Source organism: Microcystis wesenbergii FACHB-1317 (assembly GCF_014696875.1).
In the GTDB taxonomy this organism is placed as follows: Bacteria; Cyanobacteriota; Cyanobacteriia; order Cyanobacteriales; family Microcystaceae; genus Microcystis; species Microcystis wesenbergii_A.
This window is the reverse complement of record NZ_JACJQV010000181.1, coordinates 1-21,387: the sequence shown is the minus strand read 5'-3', so window position 1 is coordinate 21,387 and position 21,387 is coordinate 1. Positions and strand designations below refer to the sequence as shown.

Annotated in this window: 20 protein-coding genes; 8 read left to right on the top strand and 12 right to left on the bottom strand. The window is 42.2% G+C overall.

What is annotated here, in order from left to right; genetic code table 11:
• Nucleotides 1-504, bottom strand: a 504-nt coding sequence (locus H6F92_RS17600) for an ISAs1 family transposase (protein WP_190358898.1), incomplete at its 3' end; no start/stop codon positions are given.
• 323 nt (nucleotides 505-827) lie between these two features.
• On the bottom strand, nucleotides 828-3,200 hold the full coding sequence (locus tag H6F92_RS17595; RefSeq protein WP_190358897.1) for an ATP-binding response regulator: 2,373 nt from the start codon (nucleotides 3,198-3,200) through the stop codon (nucleotides 828-830).
• A gap of 277 nt (nucleotides 3,201-3,477) precedes the next feature.
• Here H6F92_RS17595 and H6F92_RS17590 point away from each other — a divergent pair, with 277 nt between their 5' ends.
• The 3 genes from H6F92_RS17590 (at nucleotide 3,478) to kaiC (ending at nucleotide 6,534) form a co-directional block, all read left to right on the top strand.
• Entirely contained in the window at nucleotides 3,478-4,407 is a 930-nt protein-coding gene (locus H6F92_RS17590) for a circadian clock protein KaiA (RefSeq protein WP_190358896.1), read from the top strand.
• A gap of 56 nt (nucleotides 4,408-4,463) precedes the next feature.
• Nucleotides 4,464-4,778: a circadian clock protein KaiB gene (gene kaiB, locus H6F92_RS17585; protein WP_002800410.1), complete on the top strand. Its 315-nt coding sequence runs from the start codon at nucleotides 4,464-4,466 to the stop codon at nucleotides 4,776-4,778.
• Between the two features lie 193 nt (nucleotides 4,779-4,971).
• On the top strand, nucleotides 4,972-6,534 hold the full coding sequence (gene kaiC, locus H6F92_RS17580; protein WP_190358895.1) for a circadian clock protein KaiC: 1,563 nt from the start codon (nucleotides 4,972-4,974) through the stop codon (nucleotides 6,532-6,534).
• A gap of 179 nt (nucleotides 6,535-6,713) precedes the next feature.
• Here kaiC and H6F92_RS17575 read toward each other — a convergent pair whose 3' ends face one another.
• From H6F92_RS17575 to H6F92_RS17545, 7 genes are all read right to left on the bottom strand, one after another.
• Nucleotides 6,714-7,709: a lysylphosphatidylglycerol synthase transmembrane domain-containing protein gene (locus tag H6F92_RS17575; RefSeq protein WP_190358894.1), complete on the bottom strand. Its 996-nt coding sequence runs from the start codon at nucleotides 7,707-7,709 to the stop codon at nucleotides 6,714-6,716.
• A gap of 116 nt (nucleotides 7,710-7,825) precedes the next feature.
• Complete coding sequence (locus H6F92_RS17570; protein ID WP_190358893.1) at nucleotides 7,826-8,929, bottom strand: sulfotransferase family protein; 1,104 nt, start codon at nucleotides 8,927-8,929, stop codon at nucleotides 7,826-7,828.
• Between the two features lie 5 nt (nucleotides 8,930-8,934).
• Nucleotides 8,935-10,323, bottom strand: a complete 1,389-nt coding sequence (locus H6F92_RS17565; protein ID WP_190358892.1) for an aspartate aminotransferase family protein — start codon at nucleotides 10,321-10,323, stop codon at nucleotides 8,935-8,937.
• Between the two features lie 628 nt (nucleotides 10,324-10,951).
• Nucleotides 10,952-11,185 (bottom strand): photosystem I reaction center subunit IV, encoded by a 234-nt coding sequence (locus tag H6F92_RS17560; protein WP_045361194.1) that lies wholly within the window; start codon nucleotides 11,183-11,185, stop codon nucleotides 10,952-10,954.
• A gap of 79 nt (nucleotides 11,186-11,264) precedes the next feature.
• Nucleotides 11,265-11,894 (bottom strand): DUF6391 domain-containing protein, encoded by a 630-nt coding sequence (locus tag H6F92_RS17555; protein WP_190358891.1) that lies wholly within the window; start codon nucleotides 11,892-11,894, stop codon nucleotides 11,265-11,267.
• Nucleotides 11,891-13,015 (bottom strand): tetratricopeptide repeat protein, encoded by a 1,125-nt coding sequence (locus H6F92_RS17550; protein WP_190358890.1) that lies wholly within the window; start codon nucleotides 13,013-13,015, stop codon nucleotides 11,891-11,893. The genes H6F92_RS17555 and H6F92_RS17550 overlap by 4 nt, the downstream gene beginning before the upstream one ends.
• A 15-nt stretch (nucleotides 13,016-13,030) precedes the next feature.
• The gene (locus H6F92_RS17545) at nucleotides 13,031-13,732 is read right to left on the bottom strand and encodes a 16S rRNA (uracil(1498)-N(3))-methyltransferase (RefSeq protein WP_190358889.1); all 702 of its coding nucleotides are present in this window, start codon (nucleotides 13,730-13,732) and stop codon (nucleotides 13,031-13,033) included.
• Between the two features lie 268 nt (nucleotides 13,733-14,000).
• Between H6F92_RS17545 and H6F92_RS17540 the strand changes: the two genes are divergently transcribed.
• From H6F92_RS17540 to H6F92_RS17520, 5 genes are all read left to right on the top strand, one after another.
• Nucleotides 14,001-14,327, top strand: a complete 327-nt coding sequence (locus tag H6F92_RS17540; protein ID WP_002734273.1) for a hypothetical protein — start codon at nucleotides 14,001-14,003, stop codon at nucleotides 14,325-14,327.
• A 1-nt stretch (nucleotide 14,328) separates the two neighbouring features.
• Complete coding sequence (locus H6F92_RS17535; RefSeq protein ID WP_190358888.1) at nucleotides 14,329-16,380, top strand: DEAD/DEAH box helicase family protein; 2,052 nt, start codon at nucleotides 14,329-14,331, stop codon at nucleotides 16,378-16,380.
• An 80-nt stretch (nucleotides 16,381-16,460) separates the two neighbouring features.
• Nucleotides 16,461-16,631: a hypothetical protein gene (locus tag H6F92_RS17530; protein ID WP_190358887.1), complete on the top strand. Its 171-nt coding sequence runs from the start codon at nucleotides 16,461-16,463 to the stop codon at nucleotides 16,629-16,631.
• Between the two features lie 308 nt (nucleotides 16,632-16,939).
• Complete coding sequence (locus H6F92_RS17525; RefSeq protein ID WP_190358886.1) at nucleotides 16,940-18,883, top strand: AAA family ATPase; 1,944 nt, start codon at nucleotides 16,940-16,942, stop codon at nucleotides 18,881-18,883.
• Nucleotides 18,883-19,290 carry a hypothetical protein gene (locus tag H6F92_RS17520; RefSeq protein WP_190358885.1) on the top strand — a complete coding sequence of 136 codons (408 nt, stop codon included), beginning with the start codon at nucleotides 18,883-18,885 and terminating at the stop codon, nucleotides 19,288-19,290. The genes H6F92_RS17525 and H6F92_RS17520 overlap by 1 nt, the downstream gene beginning before the upstream one ends.
• A 42-nt stretch (nucleotides 19,291-19,332) precedes the next feature.
• On the opposite strand, the gene H6F92_RS17515 is transcribed toward H6F92_RS17520, so the two are convergent.
• Genes H6F92_RS17515 through H6F92_RS17505 form a run of 3 tightly spaced genes read right to left on the bottom strand, consistent with a single transcriptional unit; the run spans nucleotide 19,333 to nucleotide 20,771 of the window.
• Entirely contained in the window at nucleotides 19,333-19,584 is a 252-nt protein-coding gene (locus H6F92_RS17515) for a hypothetical protein (RefSeq protein WP_012266136.1), read from the bottom strand.
• 5 nt (nucleotides 19,585-19,589) lie between these two features.
• A complete protein-coding gene (locus tag H6F92_RS17510) occupies nucleotides 19,590-20,348 on the bottom strand; it encodes a hypothetical protein (RefSeq protein ID WP_190358884.1) in 759 nt (252 codons plus the stop codon).
• Between the two features lie 30 nt (nucleotides 20,349-20,378).
• A complete protein-coding gene (locus tag H6F92_RS17505; protein WP_190358883.1) occupies nucleotides 20,379-20,771 on the bottom strand; it encodes a Mo-dependent nitrogenase C-terminal domain-containing protein in 393 nt (130 codons plus the stop codon).
• Nucleotides 20,772-21,387: the final 616 nt, after the last annotated feature.

Here is a 21,387-nt window from a genome sequence, read left to right as displayed (position 1 = left end):
TTGGAGAGTGCAATCCTCAATTATAGCTTGACCTTCGTCGATTTCAGACCCTTTTTTGTTTTCAATTCTTTTTAAGTGTAATACCAAGCCACTTTCTTGACTAAACAATGAGACAAACATAATAAAATTTTGTTGTTCATTGTTAGGATTCTTTAGAGTGTTTTTGAGACTTTTTCCATCTATGTCTAGCCAATTTATATCACTTCTTTGTCCATATTCTTCTAATGCCCATTCATTAAACATTTTTAACAAAATCTGACCATCAACTCCCATCATCACCCTTCTAATTGTTGAAGAGGATGGGACTCTTTCTGGAATTATGTTAAATTCTTTACTCAGCCTGTGCCGATTATTTTTAGCAAACTCTCCTAGTTCTCTATAACCTGAGTATCCTAGCATTGTTCCCAGTATTATTACTACTAATACTATCCATAAAGGGTGTCTTTTTCCTTGATCTTTCCGAAAGTCCTTGACTTGTTTCAGTTTTTCTATTAAGCTCAACATATGTTTGAAAAGTTCGCGTTCACTTCTCATTTTACCTGACAGTGATCGCTTTTACTTTTGATATTCTCATGGGAGAATGAAACAGCCCTACCCCAACGGGTAGTAGGGCTGATTCATTCTCTAGTTTGATTCCTTGTTTGTCTGTCTTCAATCGCTTACGGGGCAAGCAAAGCAAGGCATTTTAAAAATTTTTCAGATATTTGTTCTGAGAAATTGACTGAAAACCTTGCCAGATAAGGATTTGATTGAATGACATTTGCGAGAACGAAACAGCCCTACCCCAACGGGGGGGTTGGGGGCGTGGCGCGGCCACTACTTCCCCCTTACCGTTCTTTGTGGCGAGAAAAAGCCAGATCAGCAGTCTCGATTACCTTTAATAGCTGTTCGATGCGGTTTTCCGTCGGGGGGGCCAAACAGGGAAAAACGGCTAAACCGGGGATTTGATTGGCCACCTCGGTGACAGCCACATCAAGGGTGACTAGGGGTAAATTAGCTAGGGTTTGCGACTCGCTCAAGGTTTGCAGATAAGAGTATAAATCTTCCGCGATCGAACTATCGATTAAGATAGCGTCCACCTCCCAGACAGTAGCTAAAAGTTCCGCCTGTTCGCAACTATCGGCCTCGATAAAACGATAATTTTCCCGAACTAATTGATTATTCCAAATCCAGCTAAAGGAAGATAAATCGGAGAAATTGGGGGCATAATGGCCGTGTAAACGGAGCAGAGTCGGAGCAGTGCGCCTTTTGCGGCTAGAAACAGGGGAAACAGTCAGATTCAGGCAAGCTTGCAGGGCTGCCGAGGTGATCGGCGGAACCAGAAAACTATCGGCCCCTTGCTGTTGACTGCGGTTGCGCTCAGAATCGGCGGCGGTGACAATAACTTTTATATCTTTGGTTTGGGGATGGGATTTGAGCAGCGTTAACACATCCCAACCGGACAAGAGGGGTAGATTGGGATTGAGAAAAACACAACGGGGTTTTAACTGCCTGGCTTTTTCGATCGCCTCAGTGCCACTACGAGCGATAATAGCTTTTAATCCCAATTCACTCAAGCGATCAACAAATTGTTCGATCACTTGGGGATTAGCTTCTACCACCAACACCAGACGCTGGGGAGTGGCGGACTCTTGATCGGCACTTTGGGGATGAACCGGCAGCAGTAAGGTAAATTGACTGCCTTCCTGGGCCCTGGAGACAAAAGATAGATCGCCACCGTGACAACGCGCTAATTTTTGGCTGAGGACTAAACCTAAACCTGCGCCCTCAAATTGACGGGTGAAAGGACTTTCTAGCTGTTGGAATTTCTGAAAAATCAGATGCTGGGATTCTTCCGGAATACCGATTCCCGTATCCCAGACGGTAAAAGCCAGCCAATTTTCCCAACGATTGACTTTAATGCCGAAATTACCGCCATCAATGGTGAATTTAACCGCATTATCTAACAAATTCACTAACATCTGTTGTAAACGGGCTTCATCGGCCAGGGCATAATCTAACCCCGATTCAATGTCAAGACGATAGCTGCCGGGGAGATCGAGACGTTGGGGATACTTATCGACGATGATATCGTACACCCGTTGACAGAGGCGATCGATTTTGACTCTAGATAAAGTTAATTTTAGTTGTCCTGTCTCTAGGCGGGTTAAATCGAGGAGATCATTGACCAGAGCCATCAACTGGCGGCCGCTGCGATAGATTAAATCGGCATATTTGGACTGTCGGGGGTTAAGTTCACCGATTTTTTGTTCCCGCAGCAGACTGGAGAGACCGATAACGGCAGTGAGGGGGGATTTAAACTCATGGCTAACACAGGCGAGAAATTCATCCTTAAGACGATTTAAATGGACTAAATCGGCATTTTTAACCGCTAATTCCTGACAATATTGCTGTTGTTCGGTGATATCGGTGGCTAACAGTAACCACAGTCCTGAAGCTTTCTCGATCAAAGGATAATTATCCGTTAAATTTAACGGCGCGGACAACAGTCGCCAAGTCTTGGCTAAACCCGATGTCAGCGTTTCTAGACGCTGGGGAAACAGGGGGGGAGTGGGGGATGGGAGGGTTAAGGGTTGATTAACCAAAGCCAAGGGAGAGTTATCGATATTAGCGGGGAAAGCTGCCCCAATTTGTTGACACCAAGCCTGATTTTGGTATAAAATCCCTGCTTCTGGACTATAGAGCAGCAGCGGCAGCGGTAATTGTTCTAGAAATTCCAGAGGACGATCGCTGCGGGGGGGGATGCGATCGCTGGTGCGGAGCTGCGGGGGAGGATCATCGAGAATCGAGCGCCCGAGACAAAATTGGAGAAGTTTGCCCGTGTCTAAGCGTCCTAACAGTTTGCCCTGGGCATCCACTAAAATAGGGACCAAGGCGAGCGCTTCTCCCGTCAGGGTGGCCAGAAACTTACTCACGGCCATGCGCGAGTTAAGAGGGATAATCGGACGCAGCCAACCGCTCAGATCCAGACAGTTGGGGGAGGGGTTTCTGATTTCGGGGTGCTGTTGTTGATAGAGGAGGTAAGCGATCAGGGCTTGACTCTCAATCAGTCCTAGGGGACAATACCTCTCATCCACCACCACGATCGCTTCTGGATTGCCCGTATTAATTAAATCGCAAAGACTTGTTCTGTCAATAATTAATTCACAGGTAGTGACGGATTGATTAAAGTGATGGAGGCTGAGGGTAACGCTAGGCATGGGGATAATTGGGTGGGCGGTGGCGGTAACTTTAGGGCATAATTAACAAACTGATGACAAAACTATTAGTCGTCCTAGAACTGGAATTTACCTTGATTATGATGCTCGCTCATCTAGAGAACCGCTTCATTGATTACAATTAACTACGATACCCACTGCCAAAAAGCAAGGTTAACTTTAACTTCCCTTAGCTGATGGCGGGGGGGGTTGTCTTCTCAACAGAGAAAGCCTAACCTATTGTTTGTCAATTTCTATCTACCTTGCGGGTGAGAAAACGTTGCCTCCGAGACTGACTATTTATGCTTTTGTCCCAACGGACTCACCCTTAACGGGGGTGAGTTCACCCCTAGGGCTGGTTAATTCTTTGACGGCTTTATTGGCTAATGAACGCTATAATCTAACCTTGGGGTCCTCTTCTAGCGAATTACTGGCTAATATCGAGGCAGAGAAGGAAAAAATCGATTGTTTGCTGGTGGTCTCTCATCCTTCCCTACAGCCGACTTTTAATCAACTCTACGAAGCGGGAATTTTACTGCCAGTAGTGATCATTGTCGCTGACAAGAAGATCAGTGCCGAGACGAATGACTCTCCCACCTGTCTCTATCATAGTGCCGAATTACAAATTACCATCAAGGAATTAGACAGCATCACCTCGGTAATCGACCAAGCGATCGCTCGATTTCTCCATTTAGCTCCTAATTGCTCTTTTTCCGAACGTAACACGATTGTTAACCAACCAAATCCCGTGGCCAATAATCACAGTTTTCTCCTCCTACAACAGCGCCGTTTAGCAGAAAAATTAAAAGAAAGACTCGGCTATTTAGGTGTTTACTACAAACGCAACCCGCAGCTATTCTATCGCAATCTTGCCCCGGAGGAAAAAAACGAATTACTGCGGGAATTAAGAAGAGATTATCGGGAGATTATTTTAAATTACTTCCAACAGGATTATCCGATTAATCAAGCGATCGATGAGTTGGTTAATAATGTCTTTTTTACCGATCTCTCAGTGTCGCAAATTCTGGAAATTCACATGGAGTTAATGGACGAATTTTCCCAACAGTTAAAATTAGAAGGCAGAAGTGAGGAAATTCTCCTAGATTATCGTCTCGCTCTCATTGATATCCTTGCTCACTTGGGGGAAATGTATCGTCGTTCCATACCTCGCGAGGATATCCCTTATGATTTATTATTGGGAATAGATTAAAATATCCCAGACAAATAGCGATGAACTCATATCCTCAGCCCCTGTGATCCTAACCTATGAGCGTCTTTAAAAAAACCTATGTTTTAAAACTGTACGTCGCCGGGAATACCCCCAACTCCGTGCGCGCCTTGAAAACCCTGAAAAATATCCTAGAAGAGGAATTTCAGGGAGTTTATGCGCTCAAGGTGATTGACGTGCTGAAAAACCCGCAACTAGCGGAGGAAGACAAGATTCTCGCCACTCCTACCCTTGCGAAAGTCCTCCCTCCCCCAGTGCGGAAAATTATCGGTGATTTGTCCGATCGAGAGAAGGTTCTAATCGGGTTAGACTTACTGTACGAGGAAATTCGCGAACGAGAAAATGATGGCTAGGCCTTCGGCAATAGGTGATTAGACGGGTTATATTTATTGAAGGAGAAATGATCGGGGCGTAATCTAGTACGTCTATGGGAAAGTCAAGAGTCAATGGCAATCAAGATAGTGTAAAGTGTCTAGTCAGTCCCGATATGTTTCTGTGGAAAAATTAGATAAAAATCCTACTCTTTAAATACTCGCTGGATAAATAATGACTCAATCTAACTCTAATAGCCAAGCAAATCCACCGATTAAACCGAAAGGTGTTCGCAAAATTAGAACCCTAATTGAAGGCTTTGATGAGATCACTCACGGTGGTTTACCCATGGGGCGAACTACCTTAGTGAGTGGCACTTCTGGCACGGGAAAAACCCTGCTTGCCGTTCAATTTCTCTACCACGGGATCAAGTATTTTGACTATCCGGGCCTGTTTGTTACTTTTGAAGAATCTCCCACCGATATCATCCAAAATGCCTATAGTTTTGGTTGGGATTTAGAAGAATTAATTGACCAGGGTAAGTTATTTATTCTCGATGCTTCTCCGGATCCGGAAGGTCAAGAGGTGGTGGGTAGTTTTGATCTTTCGGCCCTGATCGAGCGCATTCAATACGCAATTACCAAATATAAAGCAAAACTGGTATCAATTGACTCTGTAACTGCTGTTTTTCAGCAGTACGAAGCGGTGTCAGTGGTGCGGCGGGAAATTTTTCGGCTCGTGGCCCGGTTAAAATTATTAGAAGTGACTTCAATTATGACCACGGAACGTATCGAAGAATACGGAGCGGTGGCGCGTTTTGGTGTAGAGGAATTTGTCTCTGATAATGTGGTAATTATGCGGAACGTCCTAGAGGGAGAAAGGCGACGCAGAACCGCAGAAATCCTCAAATTACGGGGAACAACCCACATGAAAGGCGAATATCCCTTTACTATCACCAATGATGGCATTAATATCTTCCCCCTCGGTGCGATGCGTTTAACTCAGCGCTCTTCTAATGTCCGCATTTCTTCGGGAGTAAAAACCCTGGATGATATGTGTGGAGGCGGTTTTTTCAAGGATTCGATTATTTTGGCCACAGGAGCAACCGGTACGGGTAAAACTCTCTTAGTCAGTAAATTTCTGGAAGAAGGCTGTCGGCGCGGTGAGCGGGCGATTTTGTTCGCTTATGAAGAATCTCGCGCCCAATTGTCCCGAAATGCCTCTTCTTGGGGGATCGATTTTGAGGAGATGGAACGCAAGGGATTATTAAAATTATTGTGTTCTTACCCGGAATCGGCGGGATTAGAAGACCATTTACAGATGATTAAGTCGGAAATCTCGGAATTTAAACCCTCTCGTATTGCTATTGATTCTCTATCGGCGCTCGCGCGCGGGGTGACAAATAATGCTTTTCGGCAATTTGTGATCGGGGTGACAGGATACGCCAAACAGGAGGAAATTACGGGATTTTTCACCAATACCACCGACCAATTTATGGGAGCGCACTCGATCACCGAATCCCATATTTCTACGATTACGGACACGATTTTAATGTTGCAGTATGTGGAAATTCGCGGCGAAATGTCGCGAGCGATTAACGTCTTTAAGATGCGCGGTTCTTGGCACGATAAAGGGATTCGTGAATATACTATCAGTCACGACGGGGCCGATATCAAGGATTCTTTCCGCAATTACGAGCGGATTATTAGTGGTTCTCCGACTAAAATTAGCGTCGATGAAAAGAGTGAATTATCGCGGATTGTTCGCAATGTACGCGAAAAATTACAGGATGAATAATCGGGAGTTGACTAGACCTCTGGTAAAAATCAAAAATTGTTGTTAGGGTTAGGAGTCAGTAGCCAGTAGTCAGTAGTCAGGAGAATTAAGAATGAATAATAATAGACCTCTTGCAAAAATCAAAAATCTTCCGTTGGGTGAGGAGTACATTAATTGTGCAAGAGGTTGACTGATTGAGATTATTTTGAAAAGCGATCGGGTAAAGTTGGTCTTAGGGAAAATAACCACCAGATCAATAAACCTAATATAATCCAGAGAATATCTTTAACCCGGCGAATTACAGAAATCGCTAAACCTAATTCTAGACTGCCAGTTAAGGAAGCACCCAGCAGCACTAAAGAACCTTCTAAAGTACCGATATTAGCGGGAATAAAAAAGGTTCCAGCGCGCACTAATTGGGCAACAGAATCAAATAACCAAGCATCGGCAAAACTGATCGGATGTTGGAGAAATTGCATTAAAACATAAATTTCTAAAACTCCGAGGGGCCAATTGAGAAAACCGACGATCAAGCCATTTCTAAATAGGGGCAGATTCCGGTAAAATTCTCCTAAACGATCATCGACACTGCGAAGATTTTCTAAAGGTTTAGCTAGGCGATCGCCTAAAAAAGAATGACCTAATCGATTAACTATTCGGGAGGATAAACGGAATCGCTGAATCAAGAAAAATATTAGGATACAACTGGAGAATATAGCGAGACTTAATCCAGTAAAAGTTTTAAAAGAATTGGAGAATTTTGGGGAAGCTAGGAGCAGAAAAAAACCGATAATTGCAAAGAAGACAAGGGAAGCAGTATTTAATGTCTTGGTCAGAATAATCGAGGCACTGGTTTCTTTATAGCTAATCTGATAGTGAGTTTTCAACATCACTGCTTTAAAACCTTCTCCTCCCAAAGAAGCGAAGGGAGTCACGCGATTAAAGGCTGCCCCTACCATGTAAATTAATAATAGGCGAATTGTCCATCTAGGTTGGATAGGAATACTTTTAAAAGTTAGTTGCCAAGTAAAAACATCGGTGAGGAATTCTAGGAAATAAAAAATAATTACTAATGTTATTCCCCACCAACCGACTAGAGTGATTTGTTGCCAAACTTCTTGCAGATTTGTTTGGCGTAAAATTACCCCTAGTAAAACAAAACCTAAACCCAGAAAGATAAATTTAAGATATTTCATAAGTAGTCGTGTAAAATTAATTTTTTGGTTAGGATAGGCAAAAGGCAAGAAGTAGTTATACTAAATCCTGTTGAAAAGGTATAAAAGAGCGGTAATTATGACTTATAACTGATAACTTATGACTGATAATAATTCCAACGTTGAATAAATGGCATCCAATGAGATTCAACTAACTCGATCGTTTTTGGTTCTGGGTGATAATTATTTTTTTTATATCCTTGCAGACTGCTGATATATTTCTCAAAGCGAGGCATAGATATTTTTAAGTCGGGAAGTTGCAGCTGATCGTAGATTTTCTCGATTTGTGCTAGGGGATCTTTTTCCAAATCTTCAAAACGAATTTCTACAAAACTATCGGCGGGTAAATCGGCACTATCTCCCAGGAGAGAATTAAGCATTAGGGGATAACTTTTCAGAATCGCTTGCTCGATGACATCAATAGATAAATTATCGTAGGATTGTAGTGCTAGTTCCGGTAGGATGCGGGTAAAAAAGTGGCGGGTTGAGGGAAAAACTAGATAGGGATTGCGGTAGATATGAATAAATTTAGCATCGGGCCAGATAGCTCGCAATTTGGCAATGTGTGCCGTATAAACGGGGTTTTTGAGTAGTAGTTGTTTGCCTCTTTGGTGGATGGAAACTTTTTTTAATAGATGAGTATGCCAACGTTGCCAATTGGCGATTTCTTTCTCGCTGCAGCCTTGAAAAAAAACCCCTCGATCGAAATGATACTGAAAACGTTGGGGAAAGTATAAACCATGGTAGTAGGAAAGGGAGATCATGCTGGCCAGGGCGATCGAGTCTTCTTGGGGTGAATTGGGAGTAACGGCAACGTTATCCACATGGCGATCGCTCGGTAAAGCTAATTCCAGCAGCGGTTGAAATAAACGGACGATACCGAGGATATCCCAGGGTAATCCCACCGCTAGGGGCGAAATATAGCCAAAATGCTCCGATTGACCGAGTAAATTGTGGAGATGGGTCGTGCCGCTGCGCCAATAGCCGACAATAAAAATGGGTGCTTTTACCTGCACGCGGCGCTCATAAAACCCTGTCATTAAAATTCGTTCTAGGGTAGAAAAAGGCAGTCGCGCCAGGGTAACTGCCAGCGCCAGGGTTGCTGGGGCCAAATTGGGGCGATCGATGCCGCCATTGGTCAAAAATAAACGTAATAGGGTACTAAGGTTACTACCGCAGAGGGGATGAAACAAACTGGACATATTAACTATTTTTTGGCGGTTTTTTGGCGGATAGCTTGGCTGGCCAAGGTTTTACCGAATTCCCAAGCGGCCCCGGGGAAGCGGTGTGCATCAGCGACCACATCTTTAACGGCGGTGACAAGCCAACGGCAATCCTCATCGGAGAGGGTGAGGGGGGGGATAAACTTAATGATATTCATGCCGTGGCCGGAAACCTGGGAGAGGATTTGATGGCGGGTAAAGAGGGGAACGACGATTAACTGGGAAAATAGCCCTTTATTGGCGGTTTCTAGCATTTTCCAGGCGGCTTTTAGTGACCAACTGCTCGGCTCGGCAAATTCCAAGGCCATCATCATACCCAATCCCCGCACTTCCTGCAAACATTCGTACTGATCTACGAGGGGCTGTAGTTCTGCGATAATTTGTTGACCGATCAAAGCCGATCGCTCGACTAATTTTTCCTCCTCAATCACCTGTAAAGTGGCAATACCAGCGGCCATGGCCAGATTATTTTTACCAAAAGTGCTACCGTGGACCACAGAACGATCCATGCGATCGAATACTCGATCAAAGATCCAGCGACGACAGAGAACCGCTCCCACTGGCACAAAACCACCCGAAAGAGCCTTGGCAACACATAAAATGTCCGGTTCTACCCCCCAATGTTCCACAGCCCAAATTTTGCCAGTCCGGCCTAAACCGGTCTGCACTTCATCGGCCACAAAAAGAGTGCCATAATGACGACAAAGGGCCGCCGCCGCCGGGAGATAGTTCGGTTCGGGAATTCTCACCCCGTGACCTTGGATCGGTTCGGTAATAAAAGCCGCTACGTCTTGGTTAATTAGAGCTTTTTCGAGCGCAGCTAGATCGCCGAAGGGAATTTCCTTAAAATCGGCCACAAACGGCCCAAATCCCTGGCGATAATGGGGATCGCCGGTGGCGGAAAGGGAACCCATGGTTAACCCGTGGTAGCCTCCCTGACAGTAAACAATTTGGCTGCGTCCGGTGGCGTAGCGGCTGAATTTAATGGCGGCCTCGACGGTTTCTGTGCCGGAATTAGCAAAGAAAACTCGTTCTAATCCGGTCGGTGCGATCGCTGCTAACCGTTCCGCCAGCAATCCCGCTAGGATAGAAGCATCCAATTGCACTAAATTGGGCAATGCTGCCGTCAATACTTCTTGTAAAGCTTGGACAATCTTGGGGTGATTGCGTCCGAGGGCGAAAACACCAAAACCACTCAGTAAATCCAGATACTTTTCCCCCTGATTGTCGAATAGGTACGGACCTTCAGCTTTAACGTAGTGGCGATCGTAGCCGATCGTTTTTAGTACCCTAACCATCTGGGGGTTTAGGTATTGTTCGTGGAGGGCAAAGTTTTCTTCTAGTCTTTTTTCTATCAGTTCTAAAATGCTCATAAATTCCAGATTTGATTACTGAAAAACTAATTTTTAAACACCTCAAACCAGATTATGTTGATAGCACATTATCATGATTTTTGGTCATATAATATGATAAATTATTTGATATATTTTGTCAAGTATTCGCCATTTAGGAACTTAAGTAGGTAGGTATTAAAAACTTTCAGATGCCCCCTTATTAAGGGGGGACTAAGGGGGGATCGGCACCCCCCTTATTAAGGGGGGCGGGGGGGATCGAACCTAAAATCTATTTTTAATTTAATTATAACCAGCTACTTATCTAGGATAATTAAACTAATTAACTCTTGTTGGCTAAAGGTTCAAGCGACTTTTAGATAATTTATTAGTCAGTTTTTATATGGTTGGCGCACAAGCGATGCGCCCAAAATGTAATATCAGTAAACTGTTTACTGTTCACTGATTACTGATAACTGTTCACTGATAACTGATTACTGATAACTGTTCACTGATAACTGATTACTGATAACTGTTCACTGATAACTGATTACTGATAACTGATAACTGATAACTGATAACTGATTGGCTGATAGCTATAAAAAAACCGACCGACAAGAGAGAATTCCTGTCAGTCAGTCAGTGATGATAGGCCGAATTTTACTCAGCTTTATTTCTTAGCGGGGGCAGCCTTAACGAGTTCCAATTCACTTTCAGCGAAGTTATTGGTATTCAGTCCACTGGCGCTACCACTAAAACCGTTGTAGTTAACAGTGTCAAAACGAACGATAACGGGATAGAGGATACCACTTTTATCAACACTGGCTACGGTTCCCACATCGTTGTACCAGTAAGACTCTTTACGTTTGATTCTAACTTTGGCTCCGCGTTCGATTCCAGGCATAGGTGTTGTTTTTTTTTTAGGGTTTAGTTAACAGGTTACAATCAGAGCGAGTTTGCCGAAAGGGTTTTTACTTTAAGTTTTATTGCAAATCTTGCCACTCCACTGCCACGAAATGCCCCGAACGTCCCCATAGGTCTGCCTTTGGTGCAATGTTAACGATTGTTAAGTTAAAGGGAATGGCCGTGGTCAGGTATTTTTGGGCTGACATTCCCACATCTGGCCCGATTTGAAAAGCGGTGGCGGTGGCTAAACCCAAGCCTAATAACTGAGAAATCGGACCTCTGGGGAAGATAAGATGAGTTCCTAAGACTAAGCCGGCGGTTAAGGCTAAAGTTACCGATAAATTGGTGCCACAACGCGGATGTAATGCCAATTGCCCCTCGCCATTTTTGAGACGATGGAGTGCCTGTTTGGCCGCAATCTGTAGTTCACTTGTATTAACCTGTCCGTAGAGATAAAAACCCCTATCGGTGGAGAGTCCCCCTAGGGCCTCGTTATCCGCTGGGGAATGGTCAAAAGGCGATTGACGACGGGCAGCCATTTCGCTTAATACCCAGACGGTGGCGTGTTCCAAGGCGTGAACCTGTCGCAGGGTGAGAAATTCTTTGAAACCGGGGATAAAGCCGATTTGTGCCAGTAAATCGCTGTCTTGCTGGGGCGAGGGGTTAAACCAGTCGAAAGAGGGGTTAGAAGGGCTACTAGGGGTCATAAAGTTGCGGTAGGGGGAGTTTTTTCGAGAAAGATGAGGGCGCTATAGAGTTGAAAGGCGGTGTCCCAGTAGGTGTCTTCAATGCGTAATAAGTCCAAATGGGGATTGACCATAGGCAGTAATTCGTAAAAATCGGCGGTGGTTTCGGCAAAAGCTGGAAAATCTGACCACAGGGGAACTGCTGCTAGTTGTTGTTTTAGGTAAGAAGCGAAATGATTCCAGTTATCCCGATTGGTGGTCTGTCTTTCCCGACTTTGTTGGTGGTCGGAAAAAGTAATCCCCGCTTGAAAGTGGTAATTGCGATCGCAAATACGGATAATTAAATCCTGTTTTTTCAAATGTAGATCAATAATCTGGGCATAATCAAGAATACTAATTTTTCTCACTTGATTGCGGCGCACATCCCTATCGACACATTCCCCAAAAATCGGCAAGATTCCCTCTACCACGGCGGTAACTTCTGACCAATCAAAAGTTATACTTGCGGTTAGGTCGCTATGGGAAGATTGATAGACTAGGGTGGCTTCTGGTTGGATAGCCCGGAAATATCGAGCTAAATAGACCCTAGGCCGGTTAATCGCTGTAATTGGCTGGCAAAAACAGGGAATTCCTTCTTTTTGCAAGTCGTGAACATATATTGCTAATTCTGCCATCGCCCCGACTCGATACAAGCGCCACGAACGGCTAGGGATTTGTAAGCGGGCGCTATAGGCATCTATTTTAAATATTTGGGCAAATTTTTGGGCTAAGGGCTGTTTTTCTTCGTTAGCCACCGGTTCAAGAATTAACAGCCCCATTTCTCGATTACTAGGGTTGGTTTTGGCTTTTTCGAGGGCAGCCTGTCGCTGTTGTTGTTGCTGTTCCACTTCCACCCGTTCAATCGCTTCTAAGCGGGCGATTCCTTGACGAATTTGGGCGACAAGTTGAGGATTAGCGGTAAATTGCAACATTTTTCGGTATTCTTGCCCTGCTAGTCCGATTTCTCCCTTGATTTCGCTTAAACGCACTTGGTAGAATTTCAGCCAAGGGTTATCGTTTTCTAGGGTCTGGAAGTCGTTGACAAGACGGGCGGCAGTTTGATAGTCTTGACGATCGATCGCTTCAGCAATTTCTTTGATCATAGAAACTCCAATCAATTAGCTGTCTAAATAGGCGTTAATGATAGCGAGAGCCACTAAGGGAGCGGTAATTGTTCTCAAAATGCGTTTTCCCAGTGATACAGGTAGAAAATCAGCGGCGAGCGCTTGTTCTATTTCTGCCTCCGTCCATCCCCCTTCCGGTCCGATGGCAATAGTTATCTCGGTTGATGTTTGTAATTGAGAAAGTAGCGGGGCCACTGTTCTACGGGTAACACCAATATAACAAGTTGTCTGTGGGTTAGCTCCCCGCTTAAGGATTGCTAAAAATGGTTGTGGTTCTTCGATAATGGGAATAATCTGTCTTTCTGATTGTTCTACAGCTTCCCGGGCAATTTTTCGCCAACGTTCAATTTTTTGAGGACTAGGATTAACTAAACCGCGTTCTGTTAGCAGCGGGATAATCCGATAAACTCCTAATTCGGTGGCAGCGCGAACGATATCATCAAAGCCATTTTTGGGAATTGCTACCATTAAATTCACTTGTACTGGTAGTTCGCTAGTTTCGTTTATCGCTTCTAAAAGATGGGCCGAATTATCAATTATTTCTGCTAACCACGCTTGTCCTTGTCCATTTAGGGCAATAAAACGGTCATGGGATTTTAAACGAACAACTTTTTTAAGATAATGACTTTGTTCAGATGTTAGGGCAATTAACCCGTTTTCTAGGGTATTAAAATCAAGAAGAAGACGATAATACAAGGCGGTTTAGTCTATATTGCTATTGTGTTCAGAATCACTGTCAGCTATCTATTTTAGCTTTTATGGTGTTTTTGTATGGGGTAGATGGCTCTTCTGGTTTCTGTGTGGAAACGAGGTCTATACTGATAGTTTCTTCGACAAAATAGTCCTAAAAGTGTTACCCGATAAGCATTTCACGATTCCATAAGCAAAAATTATCACACAAAGTCGAGAAGAGCCGGTAGATTAGCCTAAAATCTTGATCATTAACAAACACGGGAATTGATTAATGAATTTACTAGGCATCGTTTTATACTCTTTTATGGGGGTGCTGTTGTTGGGGTTAGCTGTAGCTATCTGGTGGTTAGTCGATACCGTATCTTTATCCCCCACTAAACCGAAAAGAGCTACTTCTAAAAATAATCGTCAAAATTTGCCAATCAGTCAGCCTAAACTTTTCTACTTAGAAAGAGAACTTTTAACCCTCGTGAATGGAGATAAAGCTTTAGCGACTCGATTGCTTTTAAATATTAGATTGAGAAATCCCCAACGCAGTAAAAGCTGGTGTTATGAAAAAGTTATTTATGATCTAAAACGAGATCGAGGAGGAATTTAAATTGCCACTACAACAATTAGACTTATTAGAAGAATACCGTAGTGATCGCCATAATCTCATTGCCGATTTTTATCTACCTTGTTTAGCACAATCTACCCTCTATTGTCGAGCAGTCGGCTTTTTTTCTAGTTCTTCCCTTGTCTCTCTAGCTAAAGGATTAACCGCTTTAATTCGCGGAGGTGGAAAAATGCGTTTAATTGCTTCTCCCTATCTCTCGAAAGAAGATATCGAGGCCATTAGCCAGGGATTAAAGCAAAGGGAAGAAGTGATTAATAAATCTTTATTATCAGTTCTAGAAATTGACTTAGACGAAATTACTAAAAATCGTTTTGCTTGTTTAGCTTGGTTATTAAGTCAGGGAGTCTTAGAAATTAAATTAGCCATTCCCAAAAACTTAGTTAATTTTGGCTTATATCATGAAAAGTTAGGCCTATTTATTGATGCTTTTGACAATGCGATCGCTTTTACTGGTTCTGCGAATGAAAGTCACAGCAGTTTACAGGATAATTTCGAGTGTATCGATATTTTTCGCTCTTGGCAATCTCAGGAACAGCTAAGAGTTCAGAGAAAAATTGATAATTTTGAAAAACTCTGGCACAATCAAACTCCCCATCTAGATATTTGGGATTTTCCCGCAGCAGCAGCCCAATCTCTCTTAAAATTTCGTCCTGATTTTCCGCCAACTACCGAACCCGATAGCAGTAGCAAAAAAACTTTTAAAGTTGCCGCCGATACCGGCAAATATCAGTTATCCTCTCCTCTAAAAATAACACCCCAGCCCCGTCAAATTGAGGCAATAAGTGCATGGAAACAAGCCAAATGTCAGGGGATACTCGCCATGGCAACAGGGGCGGGAAAAACGATTACAGCCCTGGCTGCCGCTAGTGGTTTATCAAGGTTGGAATTAATTGTTATCGCTGTACCCACTAAAGAATTAGTCCAGCAGTGGGTGAAAGAATTAAACTGTCGAACTACCTATGCTTTTCCTGTGGTAGCGATGGGTAATTCTCGTGCTTGGCGTGAGGTTTTATTTCGCAAATTACGGTTAATTAATCATCAAGAATTGCCCTCTCAGAGATATCCTGTAATTGTGGTGGGAACCTATGGAGAGTTAGCTAAAAATACCGTTAGTGATTTAATTACTGATGCGGGAGGTTTGCCAAAAGAATCTTTATTAATTGCCGATGAAGTTCACGCTACTGGTGCGGGAGTTTATCAGCGTCTTTTACGCGATGATTTTAGTTATCGTTTGGGTTTATCAGCAACTCCTTTGCGTGCCTACGATGAACTCGGTACGGAAAAAGTTTTAGATTATTTTGGGGGAATTGTCTATGAATACGGGTTAGAGTTAGCTATTCAGCAGGGTATTTTGTGCGAGTACGATTATCACGTTTATGTCACCTATCTCGCAGAAGAAGAACAGGAAAAATATCGTCAGTTAACGGCAAAAATTGCTCGCTTATTTACCCAAGAAGACAGTAAAGCAGTGAATTGTTTATTAATTCAACGGGCGCAATTAATTAAAGCAGCGGGGGCAAAATTAACTATAATTGATCGTATTCTGGCTGAACATCCCTTAGAACAAACATTAATTTATTGTGCCGATATTGCCCAAGCAACTGCTATTAGTACCCGATTGGCGCGTCAGGGAAAAAGAGTCGCTCGCTATAGTTCCTTAGACAGCGATCGAGTTATGTTATTATCACAGTTATCTTCGGGAAATCTTGACGCATTAGTGGCGGTAAAATGTCTCGATGAGGGAGTTGATATCCCACAAGTCAGTCAGGGAATTATCCTCGCTGCTGATGCTTCTCCTCGTCAATTTATTCAACGTCGCGGCAGAATTCTCCGGGCAGCCGTGGCAAAGAAGAAAGCGACTTTAATCGATGTCTTGGTGGTTCCCCCTTGGGGCGATGGTGAGGTAAAATTAATTGCATCGGAGATCAAAAGAGTTATTGATTTTGCCCGGGCAGCCAGCAATCAAGCTACAGTTATCAACAGATTAGTCCAAGAATTAAGTTACTATGGCCTTACCTACTCAGATCTGTTATAAAATTTATCATCATCAAGGTATCTCTTGCCAAATAAGCATTAAGACTTGACAATCCCCACTCCCCAACCCCCAAAAAATTCATGGACATAACTGCTAAAATTAAAGAACTAGCACAAAAATATGAGATACCTGCCCAACTGCTGGAGGAAGCCATGGCTTTAGAAGTAGAAAAAATTACTCTCAAAAATCGGCGGCTATCACCTAAAATTGTCGAACTTATCGAAAAATATACCGACTCCTCACAATCATAAATTTTATAGCTCTCTTGCATAATTTATTTTTGGTAAGTAGGGAGGCACAATTATTTGTAGGATGGGTTAGCGGTAGCGTAAGATGATCAGGCGTTGGGTTTCATGCTTCAAACCAACCTACGTTCATCTTATATTTAATGCCACCCACCCACTTAGTTTAAAAACGACAAAAATAAATATTAAGTTGCATAAAATCTCTAAATAAACCATTTAATTGATTATTATTCATTCTTAATTCTCCTGATTACTGACTACTGGCTACTGACTCCTACCCAACCACAAAATTTTTGATTTTTACAAGAGTTCTTATGACTTTGAGACTGAAACAAATTCGCTTAACTAATTGGAAATGTTATCCTAGTCAAAATATTACTTTTAACCTGCATCCCGACAGAAAAATTCAGATTATCTTCGGTAATAATGGCCACGGTAAAACTTCTCTGATGACAGGGATTTTATGGTGTCTCTATGGGGGAGATATTGTATCTAAAGAGACTCTGAAAACCTATTTTTATCGAGGTAAGGATGATTCTTCATCAGTAAGAGAAATGCGGGTAGAATTAAATTTTACTAGAAACGAGAAAAATTACTTTATCAGTCGCACAGCGAAATTAAAAGATAATGGTATCACTTCTTATCCCAGCGTAGAGGAAGCATTATTTTATGAAGATGGAACCATAAAAGCAAGTAACTCTAGGGAATATATCGAAGCATTGCTTCCTAAATCTATTCGAGATTTTTTCTGTTTTGATGGCTTAAAAATTGAACAATATACCCAGATAACCCAAACTAAAGAAGCAAAAGAAGCAATTGAAAAAGTTTTGGGTATCCCGGAATTAAGAAATCTACGCGATGATACAGAAAAAGCCTTACAAGAACTAGAAAACCGTTTAAATAAAGCAAAGGGAACCAGTCAAGCTTTTAAAGATAAGATGCAACAATTACGAGAATTAGAAGAAGAAATTTACCTTAAAAAAGGTCAGCGTAAAAATGCTAAAGATGAGGAAAAAAATGCTCAAATTATCCATCATGATGCTCAAGAAAAAGCTGCTCAGATTGAAAGTTTACGAGAAAAATTAGAGGAAATTCATAACTTAGAGAAAAAGCGTATCGGTTTACAAACTCAGTTAGATAACCTGCAAAAGTCTATCGATTCTTGGTTAAAAAAAGCTTCGATACCTTTGCTGATTAACTTTGTGCAGGAAATGGCTGACGATTTGCAAGTTACTAGCTTAAAAAGCACCTATAAAACTAATTCTACAGCAGTTTTAAAAGCAATACTTGACGATGAAAGCTGTCTATGTGGTCGTTGTTTAGACAAAAATTCTCGTGACTTTATCCTTCAACAAATTGCCGAACTGGAGTCCCTAGAAGTGGACAACGCCACCAGAATAGAAAAAGACGAAATTAGAATTAATTTACAGGGAATTATCCGAGATAATGCCAAATTTAGCAATTATAGTCAATTGCTTTTACAAAGAGATCTTTTAGAAGAAGAAATCGAAGAAATTAATCAACATATTAAACAGCTAAAACAGGAAACCACGGGAATAAATCAAGAATCAGCTAATGATATTTGGCGAAAAGTTGGCGAATCTGGTAAAAATGTTGAGAGGATACAAGAAAGGATCGAACGCTTGCAAAAGGACATTGAAATCAAAGAAAAGCAATTAGAGAATTTACGCAAAGAAGTGGAAATTTTAGCTAGTGAAAATCAAACCACACTGATGTTATCTAATCAGGTTAAAATGGCCAGAGGTTTAAAAAATGCCACTAACGAATTAATCGAATGGCATATCAATAATTCCCAAAAAATGATTAATCAAGTAACCAGCGATCGCTATTTACAAGTAACCAACAAACCAGAGGAATATAGAGGAGTAGAAATCACTCCCGAATACACTTTAGGAATCCGTACCATCACGGGAAAATTATTAAATCCCGATGTCTTAAGTGCGGGAGAAAAGGAAGCTTTAGCTTTTGCTTTTATCACTGGTTTAAATCAAATAACCGATAATTGTGTTCCCCTAATTATGGATACACCTTTTGGAAATTTAGATGAAGAACATCGAAAAAATATTATTAACTCTCTCCCTAATTTAAACTCCCAAGTAGTTATTTTAGCAACGGATCGCGATCTTCCCGATCCACTTTTAAATCTCTTGCTTCCCTACACTACCGATATTTTTAAAATACACCGTTTGGCTGCTGATGAAGATGCTTCCGTGATTGAAGTGATGGAGAGTTACTAATGCAGAGAATCGATGACAGTTTGAAGATTTATGCCTCGGAAACTTCCAGAAATTATCTACAGGTACTAAAAGATAATAAAACTTTTGAGCGCATGGTAGATGCTTATTTGTTCGCCGCTGCTTTTGCCATTAAACAAGACTTCAGTATCTACGGAACCACTCTGAGCAATCGACAAGATTTAATTACTATTAGTCAAATCGATCGAGAAGTTATTTTAGCTTTAACCGCAGGAATTTATATTATCTGTAAAAAGAATTCCTATCCTCAACCCAAGGACGGCAAAGAAGTTTTAGATAAGATCTGTCAATACGCAGAAGTGGGATTAAGGGAATTAAAAGAACGCTGGCAAGGCAAAGTCAGCAATCAAATTCAAGCTGATATTGAGAGAATTATCAATAATCTCTGAAATTCTCTCCATCTAACCATCTTTTTTAGCGATAACGACAAATTACATTCTTTCCACACTGCCAAAAAAGACGGGTTCCACGCGAATAGCGACGATACTAGCCGGACGTAAAACCATATATTCCCCTTGGATATTTCTGATCGGAACATTGATAAAATCCTGGGAATCGGCTTTCGGAACTAATTCGTTACTGTACCACTTTTGAAATTCTTGGATAGTCAAAAAACGGACCTCCTCGCGATGTCCACTGCTTAAGAACAAATGTACGGCGTACTCGTCGGCTTTTCTACTCATTTTTTTTAACTAATCAGATTGAATTTTTGTAATAAAGTTGCCATTAAAGGCGGAAAAGTGAGACGCAGTTCGCTAATGTCCGAGAAAATTAATTTTTGGTAGCTTGGCAGGTCAAAAGCCAGTTTACCCTTTAATTCCGCTCGATTTTGATAGGTTAGCAGAATTTGTCCGCCCTGTTTACAAGCGATCGCATAACCTAATTCTACACCCACTAGGGGACTGGGCAGTAATTCCGTTTCCTTTTGGCTAATCGCTGTAGCATCGGCAATAAATAATAAACTTTTGCGAATTTGGCGTAATTGACTATCACTCAACCGGGTGACATTGCCCTCAGTTCGGGGCGTTTCTGCCATGATTAAGGGCAAACGGGAGCGTTTATTGAGATTTTCGACGGTTTCGGTCAAAACTGTTTTTAAAGCGGTGCTAGAGTCCTTAAATTGGCTTTGGGAGCTAAAATAAATGACGGGATCCAGCCAAGTGCTGAGGTCCTGTTTAGTAAAGTAAATTTCTTGGGAAATCAGGTCAATATTCGAGATGACGTAACCGCCACTACCTTCGAGGTAAAATTCCACCCTTTCCCCTTCTAGATAGCGTTGGAACCAGACAGAACCCTGTATCGTCAGACTATCATCGAGAAAATCGGCTCTTAAACCCGATTTTAAGAGACTATTGCGACTTAAGCGCAAGTCGTGGGGACGTTTGACAACCTCGCGGATAGGTTCGTATTTGTCCAGATACCAAGCTTTCAGAGCGATGATGGCCATAGGTGTGGCGATTAAAGACACTCTCCCATTTTAGCAGTAAGCACCGATATCCTCTCCACATTCATCGGCCAGGTAAGAAAGAGCGCGAAATCTTAACATCATCAGGTTTTCGTAGAGGGGATTTAGCTTGCAAAGGGGCGGAATCTCTAGAATTGTCCAGCTAAATAGAGTAATTTTCCTGGCAAAGGGACATTGAGCCGGAATTAGACGACAAATCCTGTGAGCTAGTGCAGGCGTATTAATCTCTAGTCGGTCAATTCGTTGCCGCAGCGGTTGCCATAAATCCCATTTTGGTTGCGGTGACGGGTTTTTCCGATTGCCTTTCGACCAAGGAGCGATCCAATTAGAGACAATTATTTTATTTGTGGTATAATTTGATACATCAGCATCGGCCATAGCTTTATCTTCAATTGATTGAGTCATAAGGTTCTATCTGAGATTACGAGAGGGCAAATGCTCTTTCCCGAAAATCCCCTAGGACGTTCGGACATTTGACCGCTTTAACGATAACATCTCTGGGATAAAATTACTCGTTAAGACTACACAGGAACGCTGGGGCTGCGGAGAGGAAATTTGAACTTTTGTACTAATTCCCTGTCTCCGAGTTATCACCTGAAAGCTAATAGGCAACAGACGACAATAAGATAACGTCATGAGTCAGTTTAACTAGATTAATCTCTAAGCTTCCCCCAAAGATATTGGCTCTGATTAGAGCTATTTCTAGGTTAGCAAAAACTCAGGTTTTTTCACGTCAGCATAGTACACTTTTTCTGGGTATAAAATATTACCCGCTTTTGTTAAAGATACGCAATCCAAGGGTTGTGGGGTGTAGGGTGTGGGGTGTAGGGTGTGGGAATTATGAATTATCAATTATCAATTATGAATTGGGTAGTTTTTTGCTGTGAATAGTAAACGGTGAACTGATTACTGATAACTGATAACTGATAACTGATAACTGATAACTGATAACTGATAACTGATAACTGATAACTGATAACTGATAACTGATAACTGATAACTGATAACTGATAACTGATAA